Raw genomic sequence first — 16,877 nt, 5'->3', positions numbered from 1 at the left:
ACATGCAGAATAATCGTTTCATACATTGATTTAGAGGATGGATGAGGACAAAATATTGTGATTAGCGGACATGGAGAAGACGCTTGAAGTACTTATGGACCTACGAACGAAGTATTCATAGTGTTCGCCTGATGGCTGATTTTGCCGCAGAGTTTGGGGTCAGCCATCAGCAGATTCTGAAAGGAACAGGCTTAGAACAACAGCAATTACTTGATCCCAATACGCTGGTGACAGGCCAGCAAGAATTACAACTGATCCGCAATCTGGTAGAGAAATTCGAGCAACGGCCTTTGCTAGGGCTGGAAATCGGAACACGTTATCACTTTACGACTTTTGGCTCTTTAGGACTGGCTTTGATCAGTAGTGCCAATATTCGTGAAGCTTTGAACTTTGCATTGGCCTACTTTCCCTTATCCTTTGCTTTTAGCCAGTTTGTTGTATCGGAACAAGCCGAGACCCAGAGTGTTCAAATTGAAATTGTGGTGGATGAAGGGATTCCAAAAACGTTATGGCCATTTATTATTGAACGAGATGTGGCCGCACTCATTACCGTGCAACGCGATTTGATGCGGGCTCATCTCTGTCAAAAAGTAGTATTTTCTTTTCCGCTTCGGGGAGAAATGCAGCCTTATACCGCGCTATTTGGTGTTACCCCTGAATTTGGCGGATCAAAAAACCTTATTGTCCTAAACGCAGAAAAAATAGATCAGAAGCTGAGTATGGCCAATGAACTGGTGTTACATGCTGCAGAAGAACAATGTCGACAGACGCTGGATAAACGACAATCACAAAAGAAATATACCCATCAGGTTCAGCAAGTATTGATGAATAGTAAAGGGCAAATCCCGTCTATGGAGGAAGTTGCGGATCGATTGCACTTAAACTCACGTACCTTGCGCCGTTATTTGGCTCAAGAGCAGATGACATTTCTCCAGATCAGGGAAGAGGTTCGAAAAATTCTTGCAGACTATTATTTGTCTTTAACCCAAACCTCCATTGAGCAAATTTCTGAATGGTTAGGCTATGCAGAGCCAGCCAGTTTCATTCATGCCTACAAACGCTGGTATGGTAAAACCCCGCATGCGACCCGACTAAAAAATAAAGTATAGAAATTTACAGGGGATTGATCTATAAAAGGAGTTGGTTGTTTTTTCAGCCTGCTGAATGGAATCAGTTTAGATTTAAATCTGGATAACAAAAATATTTTTATGCGTCATTTTTAATAAAACGGTCGGCCTATGCTCTTAGAACACGATTTAAGTCCATCGGAGTTTACGCTTTTTTCCGAAATACTTTGGAAATTAGGCGCGCAAAAAGGACAGAAAAGCTTACGCGAAACGATCATTGCAGATATTGCAACCTTGTTACGTGCTGATTTTGCAGCATCTTATATATGGGATGCTAAACATCATTTATCCAGAAAAGGCATCATGTGGCAGATTGATCCCAAAGCCATCACAGAATATGACCAAATCTGGCAATATGATGATCCGATCACAGCCCAACTTCGACAGCGACAACATCCAACCTTTGTTCATGAAATCATTTCTCTTTCCGCGCTCAAGAAAACGGATTATTACAATGAATTTTTAAAACCTTATGGTTTGTATCACGGTCTAAATGTTTATTTTGTTCGAAATGGCATGGATATCGGAGACCTACGTATCTGGCGTGCCAAAGATTCAATCATGTTCAATGAGCGGGAGAAAAGGATCCTCAATTTACTGGAACCTTATCTGACCCAAGCCTTAGCAATGGATTTATCTATCCAATATTTTTTAACTCCACGCGAGCAGGAGGTTGCAATGTTAGTGGCGAAAGGATTAAGCGATAAATACGTTGCCAACTTACTGGATATTGGCTTCACCACGGTCAGGACGCATCTTAAAAACGCCATGCAAAAAATGGGTTGCCATAATCGTACCGAAATGGCGCGACTCATCTATTGTTAATTCACTCCTCAATTTTGAGGATATCCACTGAATTTACAACTGTACTAAATTAGCAAAACAATTACTTAAATGGATTTTAAGTCACTATGCTAAACATGAATGAAAAAGTAAATTCGGATCAAATCATTCACCTGAATAAAGCCACCATTGGCGAAATTACCCGTCTGGTACAAGAGCGGAAAGTCACTTGCGAACAACTCGTCCACCACTATTTTGACAACATTGAAAAGCAGCAAGCCTTAAATGCTTTTATTCAGACGGATAAAGCAGCAGCTATTCAGCAAGCACAATTTTGGGATCAATCAATCCGTGAGGGTCATGCTTGTCCTGCCTTGATCGGGGTCTTGCTTGCCGTAAAGGATAATATTCATGTCGCAGGTTTTCCGAATACAGCGGGAACACCAGCCTTAGCAGATTTCAGACCCAAAACCACAGCACCAGTGATTCAGGCCCTGATTGATCAAGGGGCGATTATTGTTGGTAAAGCCCATATGCATGAATTGGCATTTGGTGTGACAGGTTATAACACCGTAATGCATATCGACGGTGTGATTGGCACACGGAATGCAGTTAATGCTTTACATATTGCAGGCGGTTCTTCTTCTGGCAGTGCCGTTGCAGTTGCCGCAGGAATGGTGCCAATTGCCATCGGAACCGATACAGGCGCATCTGTCCGATTACCGAGTGCCTTAAATGGTTGTGTTGGCTTCCGTCCAACAGTTGGACGCTATGCTCAAGCAGATATCACCCCGATTTCGCATACACGTGATACAGCAGGGCCTATGGCGCATTGTATGGCTGATATTATTTTGATTGATCAGTTAATTGCACCATTAGCTCAGCCTATTGCATTGCCTACACGACCAATCAGACTCGGAATCAATGCCTATTTTTGGGAGAATCTGGATGAAGATGTCCATGAACAGGCACATACAGCGCTACAACTGTTAAAAACCGCAGCTATCGAAATTATTCCCGTGGATATGCCAGATTTGGCTCAGCTCAACCACAGTATTTCATTTCCTTTGGTGATTTATGAAGGTAAATATGACCTGATTGCGTATTTAAAACATCATGAGATCGAACTGAGTCTGGAAGCTTTGGTCGAGCAGATTTCCAGTCCAGATGTAAAACATATTTTCCAACAAAATATATTACCTGAAATGATCATGAACGAAACGGGACAATCTGTACCCGTTCAACCTTTGTATCAAAAGGCGATTCAGGAAGCTCAGCCACAACTGCTAGCGCTCTATCAAACTACCTTTGAGAATCATCAACTTGATGCTTTGATTTTTCCAACCTCGCCGATTGTGGCACCGCTTGCGGATGAGCAGGTTAGCTCTATTGAACATTTCCAAAGACTGATTCGTAATACCGATCCGGGCAGTAATATTGGCTTGCCGGGGCTTAGTTTACCCATTGGTCGAGGGAAAAAATCACAACTTCCTGTGGCACTTGAAATCGATGGCTTACCTCATACGGATCAGCAAATTCTGGCAATTGGACAAGCGCTGGAACAGATTTTTTGCAGCTTAAATGATCGCTAACATAACTTTATTTTTAGTACTTCGCCCGTTTAATTGAAGACGGGTTTTGTATTACTGAAAATAAGCACTGATAGCGTTGTGGCTCAATTGATAAGTGAAAAGGATACAAATTGAAATGGCAAATCTACAGGTGCAAAACTAGTATTAGACTAACTTTATAAAAAAATTGGTTTAAGTTTATTTTATGTTTTTAAAGAAAATTTTAGGTGTATGTATTTTAAGTAGCCTATTTGCAATTAGTGGCTGTCAAAAAAACGAGCAACATTCCAAAGAAAAAACTGAAGATGTGAGTCAAGCTGATTTAAAACTGGATGCAGCACAGATGATGACGCACCTACATGCTTTTGAACAAATTGCCAAACAGCATGATGGCAATCGTGCAGTGGGCACACAAGGCGGTTTAGCGAGTGCAGATTACATTTTAGATCAAGCCAAGAAAGCAGGTTTTAGTACAGAGGTTCAGACTTTTGAAAATCGTGAAAAGACTAAAGGCCAGAATATTATTGTGGAGATTCCAGGTGACTCAAAACAAAATATTATTTTACTGGGGGCGCATTATGACTCGGTCAAAATGGGACCTGGTATAAATGACAATGCTTCTGGTGTCGCCTTATTACTTGAGTTGATGACACAATTGTCGACTCAAAAAATAAAGCCTAAACATACTGTTTATCTGGCGTTCTGGGATTCAGAAGAAGAGGGAATCGCAGGCTCTCAAGCTTATGTGGAAAAACTGACTGCTGAGCAATTAAAAGCGATTAAAGCCTATATCAACTTGGATATGGTTGGCACCAAAGACCCTGAAATCTTGATTGCAGATGGTGATAAATCATCTGTAGACGAGATGGAAAAAATCTTAAAAGAACGCGGCATGCAGGAACAGGACTATAAGCCTTTACTCGATGGTTTACGCAGTCTTCCAAGCCATAAAGGTGACTTAGCCTTAGAGAATATGCTCAAAGAATTTTTTAAAACTAAAAATCTAAAAATTAAAGAAGATGTCTCCACCTTAACCGCAAGCGATACGGCTCCGTTTTTAGGTAAAGTTCCAGTGACTGCTGTCATCTTGTTTAATGAACAAATGAAAGGGGACGAGCTTGAGTTCGCGCCGTGCTATCACAAAGCATGTGACACCATTGAACAGGTTGATCCAAAGTCAATGCAACTGGCAGGTGATGCCGTCATTCATTTATTGAAATCACTCGATAAAAATTAAATTTGAGCGTGTTGTACGCAATAAAAAAGGAAATCGCGTGATTTCCTTTTTTATATAAATCTTTGTATTTCTATTTAAGCTTGGCTTGTCGCTGAGCGATATATTTCTCGTTAAAGAAGCCACCAAAAGGAATAAACGCCAGAATAAATAATCGGAGCAATTCAGCTTTTGACCATACCGCAGCCGTGCTGATCAAATTCCACAAATAGAAAAGAAATGCTACGCCATGGATTGGCCCCATAATTTTGGTGGCAACAGGCAGGTCAAATGCGTATTTAACAGGAATCGCAACGGCAAATAGAAGTAATAAAGTCACAGCCTCAAGGATGGAAGCCAAACGTAAACGTTGCAATTTTTGGGTGGTAGCACTCATAACGTCGTCTCAGGAGATTAATAAAACCATAAAAATGACTGAAGCATATCATCTTTATCGCTCATCACCTTGAGAGACTGGGTAACAGACTTGAAAGATAAGTATATTTAAGCAATTAATTCTATTCAGCTAAGTGATAAATTTTAAGCGGACTGGTTGATATCCTTATTTTTATACAATCAATTTCAATACCTTATGTAATTTTCTAGTATGTAAATATGATTCATAAAATTCTTTCATGGATTGATGTTATGCAACTTGTTGCATAAAAATAATTGTCCCGATATGATCAGGTGAAGCAACAATCAGGCGTTGATAATTTAAATGGCTTGATGAACGTATTGAAATAAAAATTTATCTTAAAAAGGGCATATTTCATGTCAAACATTCCAGAAGTACTCAAGCACTTAAGACTTCCTGTTATTGGATCTCCATTATTTATCATTAGCACACCTCAACTGGTGCTTGCACAATGTAAAGCTGGAATCGTTGGCTCAATGCCTGCGCTAAATGCACGTCCAGCAGAAAAGCTGGAGGAATGGTTAAAAGAAATTACAGACGGAATTGGAGAACATAATGCCTTACACCCAGACCGTCCCGCAGCGCCATTTGCAATTAACCAGATTGTGCATAAAAGTAATAATCGTCTCGAACATGACATGGAACTGATTGTTAAATATAAAGTTCCGATTGTAATTACCTCTTTGGGCGCTCGAACTGAAATTAATGATGCAACGCATAGTTATGGTGGCGTAGTCTTGCATGATGTGATTAATAATCGCTTTGCCCAAAAAGCCATAGAGAAAGGTGCTGATGGCTTAATTGCAGTAGCTGCAGGTGCAGGTGGACATGCAGGCGTAAAGAGCCCATTTCCATTAATTCAGGAAATCCGAGAATGGTTTGATGGGCCTTTAGCCTTATCGGGGGCAATTTCTACAGGGGATGCCATTTTGGCAGCGCAAGCGATGGGCGCTGATTTTGGTTATATTGGCTCTGCATTTATCGCAACTCATGAAGCCAATGCAACAGATGCTTATAAGCAGGCCATCGTTGATCATAATTCAGATGAAATTGTCTATTCCAATTTATTTACTGGCGTACATGGCAACTATTTAGCACCAAGTATTCGTGCAGCAGGGCTTGATCCAGCCAATTTGCCCGAAGGTAATTTGAAGGACATGGATTTTAGTACTTCTAGTGAAGATGGCACACAGCATAAAGTGAAAGCATGGCGAGATATATGGGGATGTGGGCAAGGTCTAAATGCGGTGAAAGCAACCACATCTGTTGCCGAGCTGGTTGATCGTCTTGAAAGAGAATATCGTGCAGCTAAACAACGTTTAATGCTGAATAATATTTAATTAAAGAAAGAGCTAAAAGTAATACTTTTAGCTCTTTTCAAAACCAGATTATTTTTTCACGATTAATGCCAGCTTGCCGACATGTTGTCCCTGATTTAAGAGTTCATGGGCCTGACGAGCCTGTTCCAAATCAAAAGATTGATAAAGCAAAGGCTTGATTTGTCCTTTGGAAATTAAAGGCCAAACTTTTTCCTGCAAGGCAGACATGACTTCCGCTTTGGCTTCGGATGATTGTGAGCGTAAAGTCGCGCCTGTATGCGTGAGGCGTTTTGCTAACATCGGAAAAATATTAAGGTTCTGCGCGAGACCTTTTAATACACCAATTTGTAAAATGGTGCCATTCATCGCGGCAACGTCATAATTTCGCTGAATATAATCACCCGCAATAATGTCCAGTACGAAGTCTACACCTTGACCATCAGTATGTTTTTTGACTTCTTCAACAAAGTCATTTTCGTGATAATTAATGGCAACATCCGCACCAAGTTCCAGACTGGCTTTTTGATGGGCTTCACTAGAGACCGTAGTAAAAATTTGTGTGGCGCCAAATGCTCGGGTCAACATGGTTGCTGTCGTGCCAATACCAGAAGTACCGCCATGAATTAAAATCGAACTATTCGGGCGGAATTTAGCATGCTGGAATAAATGCGACCAAACTGTCATAAAGGTTTCAAGTAAAATACCGCCTTCCACCAAAGTCAGTCCTTCGGGAATAAAAAGAACATTATCCTGATGAGCGACAACGTATTCAGCATAGCCACCGCCAGGGACGAGAGCACACACTTCGTCACCCGCTTTAAATTTGCTGACAGATTTCCCCACCTGTTTCACAATGCCTGAAACCTCCAGTCCTGGAATATCGGTCACACCAGGTGGAGGGGCATATAAGCCCTGACGTTGCATCACATCTGGGCCATTGATACCAGCGGCAACCACTTCGATTAATATTCCTTCATCACTCAATTCCGGCATAGGTCTTTCACTGACCGTAATGACTTCCGGGCCACCCGCACCGTTAAACGTAATACATTTCATGAGACTGTACCTTATTCGATATTTTATAAATTTGCGTAAAATCGCAGCGGTAGAATGAGAATAGAAAACTGCCACTGCATGGAGTTCAATTAAACATCAGATTTTTTCTTGCCTAATGTGACGGCGAGTGCCAGTTCCATAAATTTGCCAAACGGGGCATGTAACAGGCTTGGAAAATTCCAGCGTCCTTGATCAAAAACACCTTTGGCATGACTCATGGAGCGGAATCCTTCAATGCCATGATAAGCGCCCATACCGCTTGGTCCGACACCGCCAAATGGCAAGTCATCTTGAGCAACATGAATGATGGTATTGTTGATACCGACATTGCCAGATGTGGTTCGTCTCAGCAATTTTTTACAATCCGAATCTTTTTCACCAAAATAATATAGGGCGAGTGGGCGATCCCGCTGATTAATATAGTCAATCACTTCATCGATATGACGATAGGTTCTTACGGGTAGTATTGGCCCAAAGATTTCTTCTTGCATAATGGCATCATCATCCCGTGCACCAACCACCAAAGTAGGGGCTAGGGTACGAATACGCTCCGAAGCTGATTCGGGTTTTGTTCCCATTTCAAGCACACGGGCACCGCGCTTACGAGCCTCATCCAGCAAGCCTTGCAAACGTGCATAGTGACGTTCACTCACGATAGAACTGTAATCCTGACAATCTGGCCCATCTGGATAAAAACGTGTTACCGTCTCATTAAACTGCTGGATAAAGTCTTCTAGATCATCTTCATGGATCAATGCATAATCAGGCGCAACACATGTCTGTCCGCTATTGGATAGTTTTCCATAGGCAATACTGGTCATGGTTCGACGATTTACATGTCCACGGGCAACAATCACCGGACTTTTACCACCGAGCTCAAGCGTCAGCGGGACAAGGTGATCACTGGCAGCCTTCATCACTTTACGACCGACAGGCGTACTGCCTGTAAATAATAAATGATCGAAAGGCAAGGCACTGAAAGCAGCTCCAACTTCAGGCCCACCTAAAATCACGGCAACCTCCTCAATAGGAAAAGTTGCTGTAAGCAAACGGTGCATCACATCACTGGTACGTGGCGTCAGTTCGGAAGGTTTAAGCATGGCCCGATTACCCGCTGCCAATGCAGTCGCGAGCGGGATAAGCGTCAATGAAATAGGATAGTTCCAAGGTGACATCACACCAATGATGCCTTTGGGCTGATATTCAACATGGGCTTTTGCAGCTCGATAAAACAGGCTGACATGACGGCGTTCAGCCTTCATGAATCGGCGTAAATGACGTGAGAGATAATCAATCGACTGTACAATCCCAACCAGTTCCATAACATCCGTTTCGTGTGCTGAACGATGTCCAAAATCTTCACTGACTGCGGTTTGTAATTCAGTACGATAGGCAAGTACAGCAGCGCGTAGCTTCGCCAGATTGGCTTTGCGTTGTGCCAGACTTGGCGGCTCCGCGGCCAGAAAAGCCTGACGTTGCTGTTTCAATATTTCAGATGCATTGTTCACATGACTGATATCGTTAAATGTGTTCATCTTCAACCTCATGAATTTTGGCAGACAGGCTGCCGACATGTGGATATTGGCTACACTTAGAGCTGTTGAAACGCTAGGCCTGCATGCTTGGTCAAACGTTGAATAAACCGATCATCAAACATGGTTGCAGGTGTCCAGAAACCACCAGCACGACCCGTTTTTTTATCTTCTTTAACATGATCAATTGCAAGACTTAAGGCAGCTTGTCCCAACATTTTTCCAGTAGAGCCATAGCCTGGATCACGATCACCTGTGACTTTGATTTTGAGGGTTTGACCTGCTTCAGTTTTGCCGATAAAACGTAAATCAAAACGTCCTGTACGCTGCTGTTCTGGGGTAGGACCTTCGCCTGGTTTTGGCAACATATAACGTTCCATCAGCTGGCTCACAGGTTTACTCACTGCGGCGAGCATGAAGACACCTAAGCCAGAAACCACGCCTAAGGCTTTGAAACGACCTTTTAAACCTTCGCCAGTTAAAATGGCTTCGTTATAGCTAAAGTTGCTGCCATAGGCGTTGCCTGACAACGCGTTAGAACGATGCACAACACGTTCATTGACTGCTGCCATCACGAATGGCGCAATCCATGCATTAAAATCTGGATCGAATTTCGCGGTTTTAATATAAATTTGTCGTTGGCTATTGCCATGATCAGGCGGGCAAAGCACATAAGGATTGACCAGGTCTTTACGTAGTGCAGGGTCAGCAGCAGCTTCCTGAATTACATTAATAAGACTCGCAACTGTGCCACCCGATGCACCACCTTTTAAGGTTTTGACCCGCATACTGACTTGCGTTGCAGGTGCATTGAACTGTTTTTGAGCCTGTTGCTGTAAGTAATAAACCCCCATATCCGATGGAACTGAATCAAAACCACAACAATGCACAATGCGTGCGCCTGATTGCTGGGCTTGAGATTCGTATTTCTCGATCATTTTTTTGATCCATTGGGTTTCACCTGTCAGATCACAATAATCTGTACCATTGGTTACACAGGCCTGAATCAAGGGTTCACCATATAAAGCGTAAGGGCCAACCGTTGAAACCACCACACGCGTCTGTGCGCACAATGCGTTTAGCTCAGCTTGATTGCTGGCATCGGCGATCAGGATCGGCAAAGATTCTCCCAAAGTACCTAAACTACTTTTAAGGTCTTGTAGTTTTTGTTGAGAGCGGCCCGCAATTGCCCAGCGCAGTTGTTCCTGTTGGGTCGAAAAATATTCTGCCAGATATCGGGTCAGAATTTGCCCAACAAAACTGGTGGCACCGAATACAACAAGATCATAATTGGTTTGTGTCATTGTTTATTTTCCTTCATTTTAAGTGGTTTAATATTTAAAGTGGTTTCGGTAAATTGAGCACGACCTGAGCATCTTCTACCACATCCAGACGAAGAATTCTGGATGCTCCCAGCTCATCCAGTAACTGGCTTAAAGGCCCACCATGACGAAGCAACTTGACCTTTTTCGGTAATAATTGCTGTGCCAATGAAAGGGGATTAGATTGCACCAATGTTTGATGCCATTTGCCATCAACTTGATGGAGCATCGTCGCTTCAGTCATTCGAGATTCAGATTTCACATGCTGTAAAGTAGGTGTCACTGCGGTCAGGCTTAAATCGATCTTGCCTGTGGTATCTGTCAGATTTGCATGAATTTGATCGGAATGAATCTCGACATTAATTTCGGTGAGCCATTTAGGCAGTTGATAGCCATATACGCCACGAACGCGTGCAATCTCAGTATCGACAGGCAATGCCAATACATGGGCATAAATATGACGTTGTCGAATCGAATTGGCCAGCTCTAAAACATGTGAGCCATGCGCCTCTGGTTTACGCACAACAATTGCAATCGAGACTTCGTTATACGGATCGTTATCGCAAACAGAATAGCGGAAGAAGGTTAATGCTACCAAGCCATAACCAGGCAATGCACGTAAAGGCTGCAAAGGCGCAGGTAACTTTTTCTTGAGTTGTTTGAGCGGTGCCAACATGAGTACTTGCACACTACTGCTGCGATAATAAAAATTAGGTGCCCAGACAGGGCCAACTCTCGATTCGACCAGCTTCTTTGGAATCTTACGGAAAAAATCGATATTTCCAGCAGCAGGATCCTGAGCAACTTCATCAAGGTTCGGGTTCATTCTAAAACGGTCATAGTAGCCACCTTTAGGAACGCTAACCTTTTGTTGTCCAAACTCAACTTCAGTAAACTGTTTATTGCTGTTCATATTGGTTAACCTTTAATTGATCAAGTTATTCAAAATGCCTGTATAAGAATCTATGCATTTGTCATCTGAGATCACTATAAGATTAAAGCTAACTTTAAAGTCAAGCCCTAAAATTTCTGTTTTGAAAAACAGGCGCTGTATTCGTTGAAAGTATGTAAACAGAATAGACCATCAAATATTTTTAAATCTTTAATAAAACATTAAATTTCAATAGCTAATATCCAATTTTTTCTTTTATTTCTAAATTATAAAATTACATTTTTATTATCAGAATGGGACTAAACCTGTTGACCTTAAAGTGAACTTTAATCTTAGTATAGAGTGGCTATCCATACAGATAGTTTTAAAAATAATGTGATTTTACCGACATGAATTACAACATAGATCATGACTCGACAGTGTAAATCTTACACAGGAGAAACAAAGATGGCGTACGTTACGACAAAAGATGGTGTAGAAATTTTTTATAAGGACTGGGGTCCACGAGATGCACAAGTCCTCTTTTTCCATCATGGCTGGCCACTGAGCTCAGATGATTGGGATGCCCAGTTACTCTTTTTCTTAAACGAAGGTTTCCGTGTCGTCGCACATGATCGTCGTGGGCATGGTCGTTCCAGTCAGGTTTGGGATGGACATGATATGGATCATTATGCTGATGATGTCGCTGCGGTAGTACAACATCTCGGGATTAAGAATGCCATTCATATTGGGCATTCAACAGGAGGTGGGGAAGTAGCACATTACATCGCGCGTCATGGCGAAGAAAATGTTGCCAAAGCCGTGCTGGTTAGTGCAGTGCCACCGATTATGGTAAAAACACCGAATAATCCTGACGGCTTACCGAAAGAAGTGTTTGATGACCTGCAAAACCAGTTATTCAAGAATAGATCGCAATTTTATTACGATTTGCCTGCTGGTCCTTTCTATGGTTTTAATCGTCCCGATGCAAAACCATCTGAGCCTGTGATCTGGAACTGGTGGCGACAAGGCATGATGGGCGGTGCCAAAGCACATTATGATGGCATCGTGGCTTTTTCCCAAACCGATTTTACAGAAGATTTGAAAAAGATTTCAGTGCCTGTGCTGGTGATGCATGGCGATGATGATCAGGTAGTTCCTTATGAAAATTCGGGCGCATTGTCAGCCCAGCTAGTGCAAAACGGTACTTTAAAAATGTATAAAGGTTTCTCACATGGAATGCTCACCGTAAACGCGGATGTGATTAATCCAGATTTACTGGCATTTATCCGCCAATAATCCATTTTACTCAACACAATCAAAATAGAGGCCTGCGTGCCTCTATTTTTTATTACCTAATTGACTGAATCTAAAAATATTTATAAAAAATATATTATTCCATTTGATAAAACTATTGACATTAAAGTTGGCTTTAATCTTAAAGTAAATCCATACTCAATGAGGTCACAAAAATGAAAGTATTTGAAAAACTGGTTTTCCCGAATGGTTCTGATATTCCCAACCGCATTGCAAAAGCAGCAATGGAAGAAAATATGGCAGATATCAATCATGCGCCGTCGGAAGAACTGATGCGTTTATATCAGGCATGGGCGGATGGTGGTGTCGGTTTAATCATTACCGGTAATGTAATGGTCGATCGCCGTGCAATGACAGGGCCTGGCGGCGTGGTACTCGAAGATGAACAGCATCTGGACACCTTTAAGCGTTGGGCACAAATCGGTCGTTCTAAAGGCGCACAAGTCTGGTTGCAGATCAATCATCCGGGGCGTCAGATGCAATCCAATTTAGGTCAGGATACTTGGGCACCTTCAGCCGTTGCGCTAGATTTGGGCAAAATGTCAGATCGTTTTAATACGCCAATTGAAATGAATCAGGACATGATTCAGGAAGTGATAGACCGCTTTGCCAATACTGCACGTCTAGGTGAAAAAGCTGGCTTTACAGGTGTTGAAATCCACGCAGCGCATGGTTATTTACTCAGCCAGTTCCTTTCACCACTCAGCAATAAACGTCAGGATCAGTGGGGTGGTTCTCTGGAAAATCGGGCCCGTATCCTGATTGAGATAGTTAAAGCAGTACGTGCTGTGGTTTCTGAGACATTTACTGTGGCTGTGAAACTCAATTCAGCAGATTTCCAGCGTGGTGGTTTTAGTGCGGAAGATGCACAGCAAGTGGTGCAGATGCTAAATGGATTAGCAGTCGATCTGGTCGAGCTGTCTGGTGGTAGCTATGAAGCACCTGCCATGCAAGGACAGTCACGCGATGGTCGTACCTTGGCACGTGAAGCTTATTTTCTGGAATTTGCTCAGGAGATCCGCAAAGTAGCCAAGATGCCAGTGATGGTAACGGGGGGAATTCGCCGTAAACAGGTGGCGGAACAAGTGATTGAAAGCGGTGTCGATATGGTCGGGATAGCGACTGCGTTGGCAATCGAACCAAATTTACCTTATCAATGGCAGCAAGGGCAGAACACGGCACCTGAGTTACAGCCCATCCACTGGAAAAACAAAACGCTGGCTTCTTTGGCGAATATGGCCACAGTGAAATTTCAGTTGCGTAAATTGAGCCTTGGAAAACACCCGAATCCAAAAGTTTCTCCACTTTGGGCACTGATTCTGCAACAAGCCGCGATGGCACGCCGTACCCGTCTTTATAAAAACCAGATGCGTCATTATGCCTAAGCATATTAAATAGCAGCAGAGCTTCTAAACTTTTTATAGTTTGAATTATGAAGCGACAGCCAATGGCAGCACATCTGTCATTGGCTTTTTTATTGAGAGCTTTTTTGCAATCTACGATCAGACTATTAGACATCAACCGAATGTTCTAAAAACCTATACAAGAAAATAAGAATGGTACTTCGACTTAAAACTAAAGAGAAATAATTGACCAAAGATGAGAATTTTCTATTTTTAAAACGACAAACATTTTAGTGCAAATAAAAAATACCCGCTTTCAATCTGAAAACGGGTACTGGATGCCATAAACTTACTTTTTATGCTGGCTGACCTGATCCAGCGCAGGATAAGGAACAGGCATATTCAGGGCTAATTGAGCATCTTTGACTACATCGAGACGCAAGATCTTCTCCGTGCCTAAATCATTCAGAAGTTTCGTCAATGGCCCGCCACTACGCACCAGTTGCACGTCCTTTGGAAATAACTTTTGTCCAAACGCCAATGTATTTGACTCTACAGAAGTGCTGTGCCATTTACCGTCAACCAGTTGATACATGGTCTTGGTTTCAATTCTTGATTGTGGCTTCACCGTTTTAATTTTTGGCAAAGGCGCAGTCAGACTTAAATCTGGTTGACCATCTGTATTAAAAATCTGAGCCTGTAGTTTTTGACTGCCAATATTCAGATCAATCGGTGTGAGCCATTTGGGTAACTGGTAGCCATAAACACCACGGACACGGGCAATTTCCGTATCGACAGGTAAAGCCAGTACATAACCATAATATTTATGCTTGCGCATTGAGCTTAATAATTCAGTGCTATTGAAATGATGTGCATCAGGCCGACGAACCACAATGGCAACAGAAACTTCATCATATGGATCGACATCCCCAACAGCATAGGAAAAGAAGGTTAGAGAAACTAAACCATAACCAGGGAAAGGCTGTAAGGGCTCAAGCGGTGCAGGTAGCTTGGTTTTTAATTTTTCGATGGGAGCGAGCATCAACAATTGTACATTGCTGGTACGGTAATAGAAATTTGGTGACCAGACTTTACCCACGCGCGTATCCACCAGCTTTTTAGGAATAGTACGGAAATAATCAATATTTCCAGCGGCTGGGTCTTTTGCCACTTCATCTAAATCAGGATTCATACGAAAACGATCGTAATAACCACCTTTAGGCACATTGACTTTATAAGGGCCAAATTCAACAACAGTGGTTTGCGCTGTGTTCTGTGAGGTATGGATTTGATTTGCGAGCTGATTGGGCTCAGTTGCATAAGTTGCAGTGCTGAGCAATACACTTGCTGCTATTGCCGAGATTGAACGACTTAAATGACGTTGATTGAAGTTCATGAGATTCCTCCTGTTAACCTTTTAAGATGCTAAGATTAAAGCTCACTTTAAGGTCAAGCATTTTTTGAAGGCTTTCACTCATTCGATGCATGAGAACAATGAATCAATAGGGAAATATAAATCTTATTGAGAAATATCTATTTGTTTAATAAAAAAGCCAGATTGTTAGGATCTGGCTTTAATGGCATTTTTTATTTTAAAGTACTGAGACGTTTGACCACAGCTTCCGCAATTTCTTTACTCGACTGTGGATTTTGTCCTGTAATGATGCGGTCATCCACAACCACATAAGACGTAAATGGGACCCACGCACGCTTATAATGTGCGCCGCGTTGTACCAGCCCATCTTGCAATGAAAAAGGGACTTGCGATTTGATGCCTGAGAGTGTTTCCTCAAGATTGGCAAATCCTGTTACAGTTCGGCCTGCAATCAATGCTTTTCCCTGATCGTCCTGAAGCGACAATAAACCTCCCACACCGTGACAAACTGCGGATACCACACCACCTTGCTGGTAAATTTGTTCACTGATCTTTTTCAGGCCCTCATTTTTGGGGAAATCCCACATGGTGCCGTGACCGCCCGTATAATAAATTGCTTTGTAACGGGATGGATCAATCGCAGCAGGTGCAACTGTATTATTTAAACGCTGCATAAATTTAGGGTCAGCGAGGTGTGCTTTAGCTGATTTATCGAGATAAATGGGCTTTAGGCTGCGTTCATCTAAAGGAACAGCACCACCTTGTGGACTAACGAAATCCATGTCATAGCCAGCAGCTTGTGCAATATCATAAAAATGGGTCAGTTCAGTCAACCATAAGCCCGTATGATCTGAACGAGAAGGATAAGCAGCGTGGTTGGTCATCACCACCAGAATTTTTCCTAAGGATTTCGTTTGTACATTTTGTACAGATTCGGCCGCTAAGACCGAGTTAACCGAAAAGACCAGCATAAAAATACTGATCAACCATTGTTTAAGATTCCAACGTTGCAACATGACAGGTTCCTCATTAATCACCTGTCAAAGATCCTATGCTTAAAGTAAGGTTTAAGGTCAATAGCTTTTGATCAGTTTCGGATGAGGAAAGAACGATAAAAGAGGGTGCCGATTATTTTTCAGCGTTGTCATTGCTATAGTAAAGATTGAGCAAACGCTGCGCATTTTCTGCACAGGTGATTTCATCTGGCTTGTTATTAATTGCAGTAATCATCACTCGAAGATTCTGTTTGCTCATGGCCAGTTTCTGCTCTAAGTCTTCAATATCCTTGATTTTACTTTCCAGAAGATTAATCAGAACATCATGATCCCAAGAGCTGACATTTGAAGGGAGAAAAGCCTTGATCTCGGTCAAAGAGAAACCGACTTGTTGTGCTTGCTGAATCACGAATAATTGTTTGAGGTCATTTTCGCTATATTCACGATAACCATTCGATTTGCGCTTTGCTTTCGGTAACAGTTTAATCTGCTCATAATAACGAATCGTTGGAGTGGTTAAACCACTACGTTTCGATAATTCACTGATATTCATTTTACCGATTTCCTCTTGACATTAAAGCTAACTTTAGACTTATAGTGAGACAAAAGCAAGACTAAAAATAACGTTAAAAGCT

At 42.1% G+C, this 16,877-nt stretch carries 15 protein-coding genes; 7 read left to right on the top strand and 8 right to left on the bottom strand.

The genetic code is table 11. From position 1 onward, the window contains the following. Positions 1-83: 83 nt before the first annotated feature. The 4 genes from A9Z07_RS06435 (at position 84) to A9Z07_RS06420 (ending at position 4,718) form a co-directional block, all read left to right on the top strand. Positions 84-1,109, top strand: a complete 1,026-nt coding sequence (locus A9Z07_RS06435) for an AraC family transcriptional regulator (RefSeq protein WP_069577688.1) — start codon at positions 84-86, stop codon at positions 1,107-1,109. Positions 1,110-1,238: 129 nt separating this feature from the next. Then, positions 1,239-1,952 carry a response regulator transcription factor gene (locus A9Z07_RS06430; protein ID WP_069577687.1) on the top strand — a complete coding sequence of 238 codons (714 nt, stop codon included), beginning with the start codon at positions 1,239-1,241 and terminating at the stop codon, positions 1,950-1,952. An 86-nt stretch (positions 1,953-2,038) separates the two neighbouring features. After that, positions 2,039-3,502, top strand: coding sequence for an indoleacetamide hydrolase (iaaH, locus tag A9Z07_RS06425; RefSeq protein WP_069577686.1), 1,464 nt, complete (start codon positions 2,039-2,041; stop codon positions 3,500-3,502). A 184-nt stretch (positions 3,503-3,686) separates the two neighbouring features. Continuing rightward, positions 3,687-4,718, top strand: coding sequence for a M20/M25/M40 family metallo-hydrolase (locus tag A9Z07_RS06420; protein WP_069577685.1), 1,032 nt, complete (start codon positions 3,687-3,689; stop codon positions 4,716-4,718). 70 nt (positions 4,719-4,788) lie between these two features. Here the strand turns inward: A9Z07_RS06420 and A9Z07_RS06415 are convergent, their stop codons facing one another. After that, positions 4,789-5,091, bottom strand: a complete 303-nt coding sequence (locus tag A9Z07_RS06415) for a DUF3817 domain-containing protein (protein WP_004772263.1) — start codon at positions 5,089-5,091, stop codon at positions 4,789-4,791. 377 nt (positions 5,092-5,468) lie between these two features. Between A9Z07_RS06415 and A9Z07_RS06410 the strand changes: the two genes are divergently transcribed. After that, a complete protein-coding gene (locus tag A9Z07_RS06410; protein ID WP_069577684.1) occupies positions 5,469-6,452 on the top strand; it encodes an NAD(P)H-dependent flavin oxidoreductase in 984 nt (327 codons plus the stop codon). A 48-nt stretch (positions 6,453-6,500) separates the two neighbouring features. Here the strand turns inward: A9Z07_RS06410 and A9Z07_RS06405 are convergent, their stop codons facing one another. The 4 genes from A9Z07_RS06405 to A9Z07_RS06390 all read right to left on the bottom strand — a co-directional run bounded on the left by A9Z07_RS06405 (position 6,501) and on the right by A9Z07_RS06390 (position 11,254). Then, on the bottom strand, positions 6,501-7,487 hold the full coding sequence (locus A9Z07_RS06405; protein ID WP_069577683.1) for an NAD(P)H-quinone oxidoreductase: 987 nt from the start codon (positions 7,485-7,487) through the stop codon (positions 6,501-6,503). An 89-nt stretch (positions 7,488-7,576) separates the two neighbouring features. Then, entirely contained in the window at positions 7,577-9,022 is a 1,446-nt protein-coding gene (locus tag A9Z07_RS06400; RefSeq protein WP_069577682.1) for a coniferyl aldehyde dehydrogenase, read from the bottom strand. Positions 9,023-9,078: 56 nt separating this feature from the next. Beyond that, positions 9,079-10,323, bottom strand: a complete 1,245-nt coding sequence (locus tag A9Z07_RS06395; protein WP_069577681.1) for a saccharopine dehydrogenase family protein — start codon at positions 10,321-10,323, stop codon at positions 9,079-9,081. 34 nt (positions 10,324-10,357) lie between these two features. Beyond that, positions 10,358-11,254 (bottom strand): acetoacetate decarboxylase family protein, encoded by an 897-nt coding sequence (locus tag A9Z07_RS06390; RefSeq protein WP_069577680.1) that lies wholly within the window; start codon positions 11,252-11,254, stop codon positions 10,358-10,360. Positions 11,255-11,680: 426 nt separating this feature from the next. Here A9Z07_RS06390 and A9Z07_RS06385 point away from each other — a divergent pair, with 426 nt between their 5' ends. Together A9Z07_RS06385 and A9Z07_RS06380 are read left to right on the top strand one after the other, a co-directional pair. Beyond that, positions 11,681-12,511, top strand: a complete 831-nt coding sequence (locus A9Z07_RS06385; RefSeq protein ID WP_069577679.1) for an alpha/beta fold hydrolase — start codon at positions 11,681-11,683, stop codon at positions 12,509-12,511. Between the two features lie 173 nt (positions 12,512-12,684). After that, positions 12,685-13,914 carry an NADH:flavin oxidoreductase/NADH oxidase family protein gene (locus A9Z07_RS06380; RefSeq protein ID WP_069577678.1) on the top strand — a complete coding sequence of 410 codons (1,230 nt, stop codon included), beginning with the start codon at positions 12,685-12,687 and terminating at the stop codon, positions 13,912-13,914. A 307-nt stretch (positions 13,915-14,221) separates the two neighbouring features. Here A9Z07_RS06380 and A9Z07_RS06375 read toward each other — a convergent pair whose 3' ends face one another. The 3 genes from A9Z07_RS06375 to A9Z07_RS06365 form a co-directional block, all read right to left on the bottom strand. Further along, complete coding sequence (locus A9Z07_RS06375) at positions 14,222-15,268, bottom strand: acetoacetate decarboxylase (protein WP_069577677.1); 1,047 nt, start codon at positions 15,266-15,268, stop codon at positions 14,222-14,224. A 191-nt stretch (positions 15,269-15,459) separates the two neighbouring features. Continuing rightward, positions 15,460-16,263 (bottom strand): type 1 glutamine amidotransferase domain-containing protein, encoded by an 804-nt coding sequence (locus tag A9Z07_RS06370; RefSeq protein WP_069577676.1) that lies wholly within the window; start codon positions 16,261-16,263, stop codon positions 15,460-15,462. Between the two features lie 112 nt (positions 16,264-16,375). Next, a complete protein-coding gene (locus tag A9Z07_RS06365; RefSeq protein WP_047427589.1) occupies positions 16,376-16,795 on the bottom strand; it encodes a MerR family transcriptional regulator in 420 nt (139 codons plus the stop codon). Positions 16,796-16,877: the final 82 nt, after the last annotated feature.

It is taken from the genome of Acinetobacter sp. YK3 (assembly GCF_001729365.1).
In the GTDB taxonomy this organism is placed as follows: domain Bacteria; phylum Pseudomonadota; class Gammaproteobacteria; order Pseudomonadales; family Moraxellaceae; genus Acinetobacter; species Acinetobacter vivianii.
The sequence above is the reverse complement of the archived record's forward strand: the minus strand, read 5'-3'. Positions and strand labels throughout refer to the sequence as shown.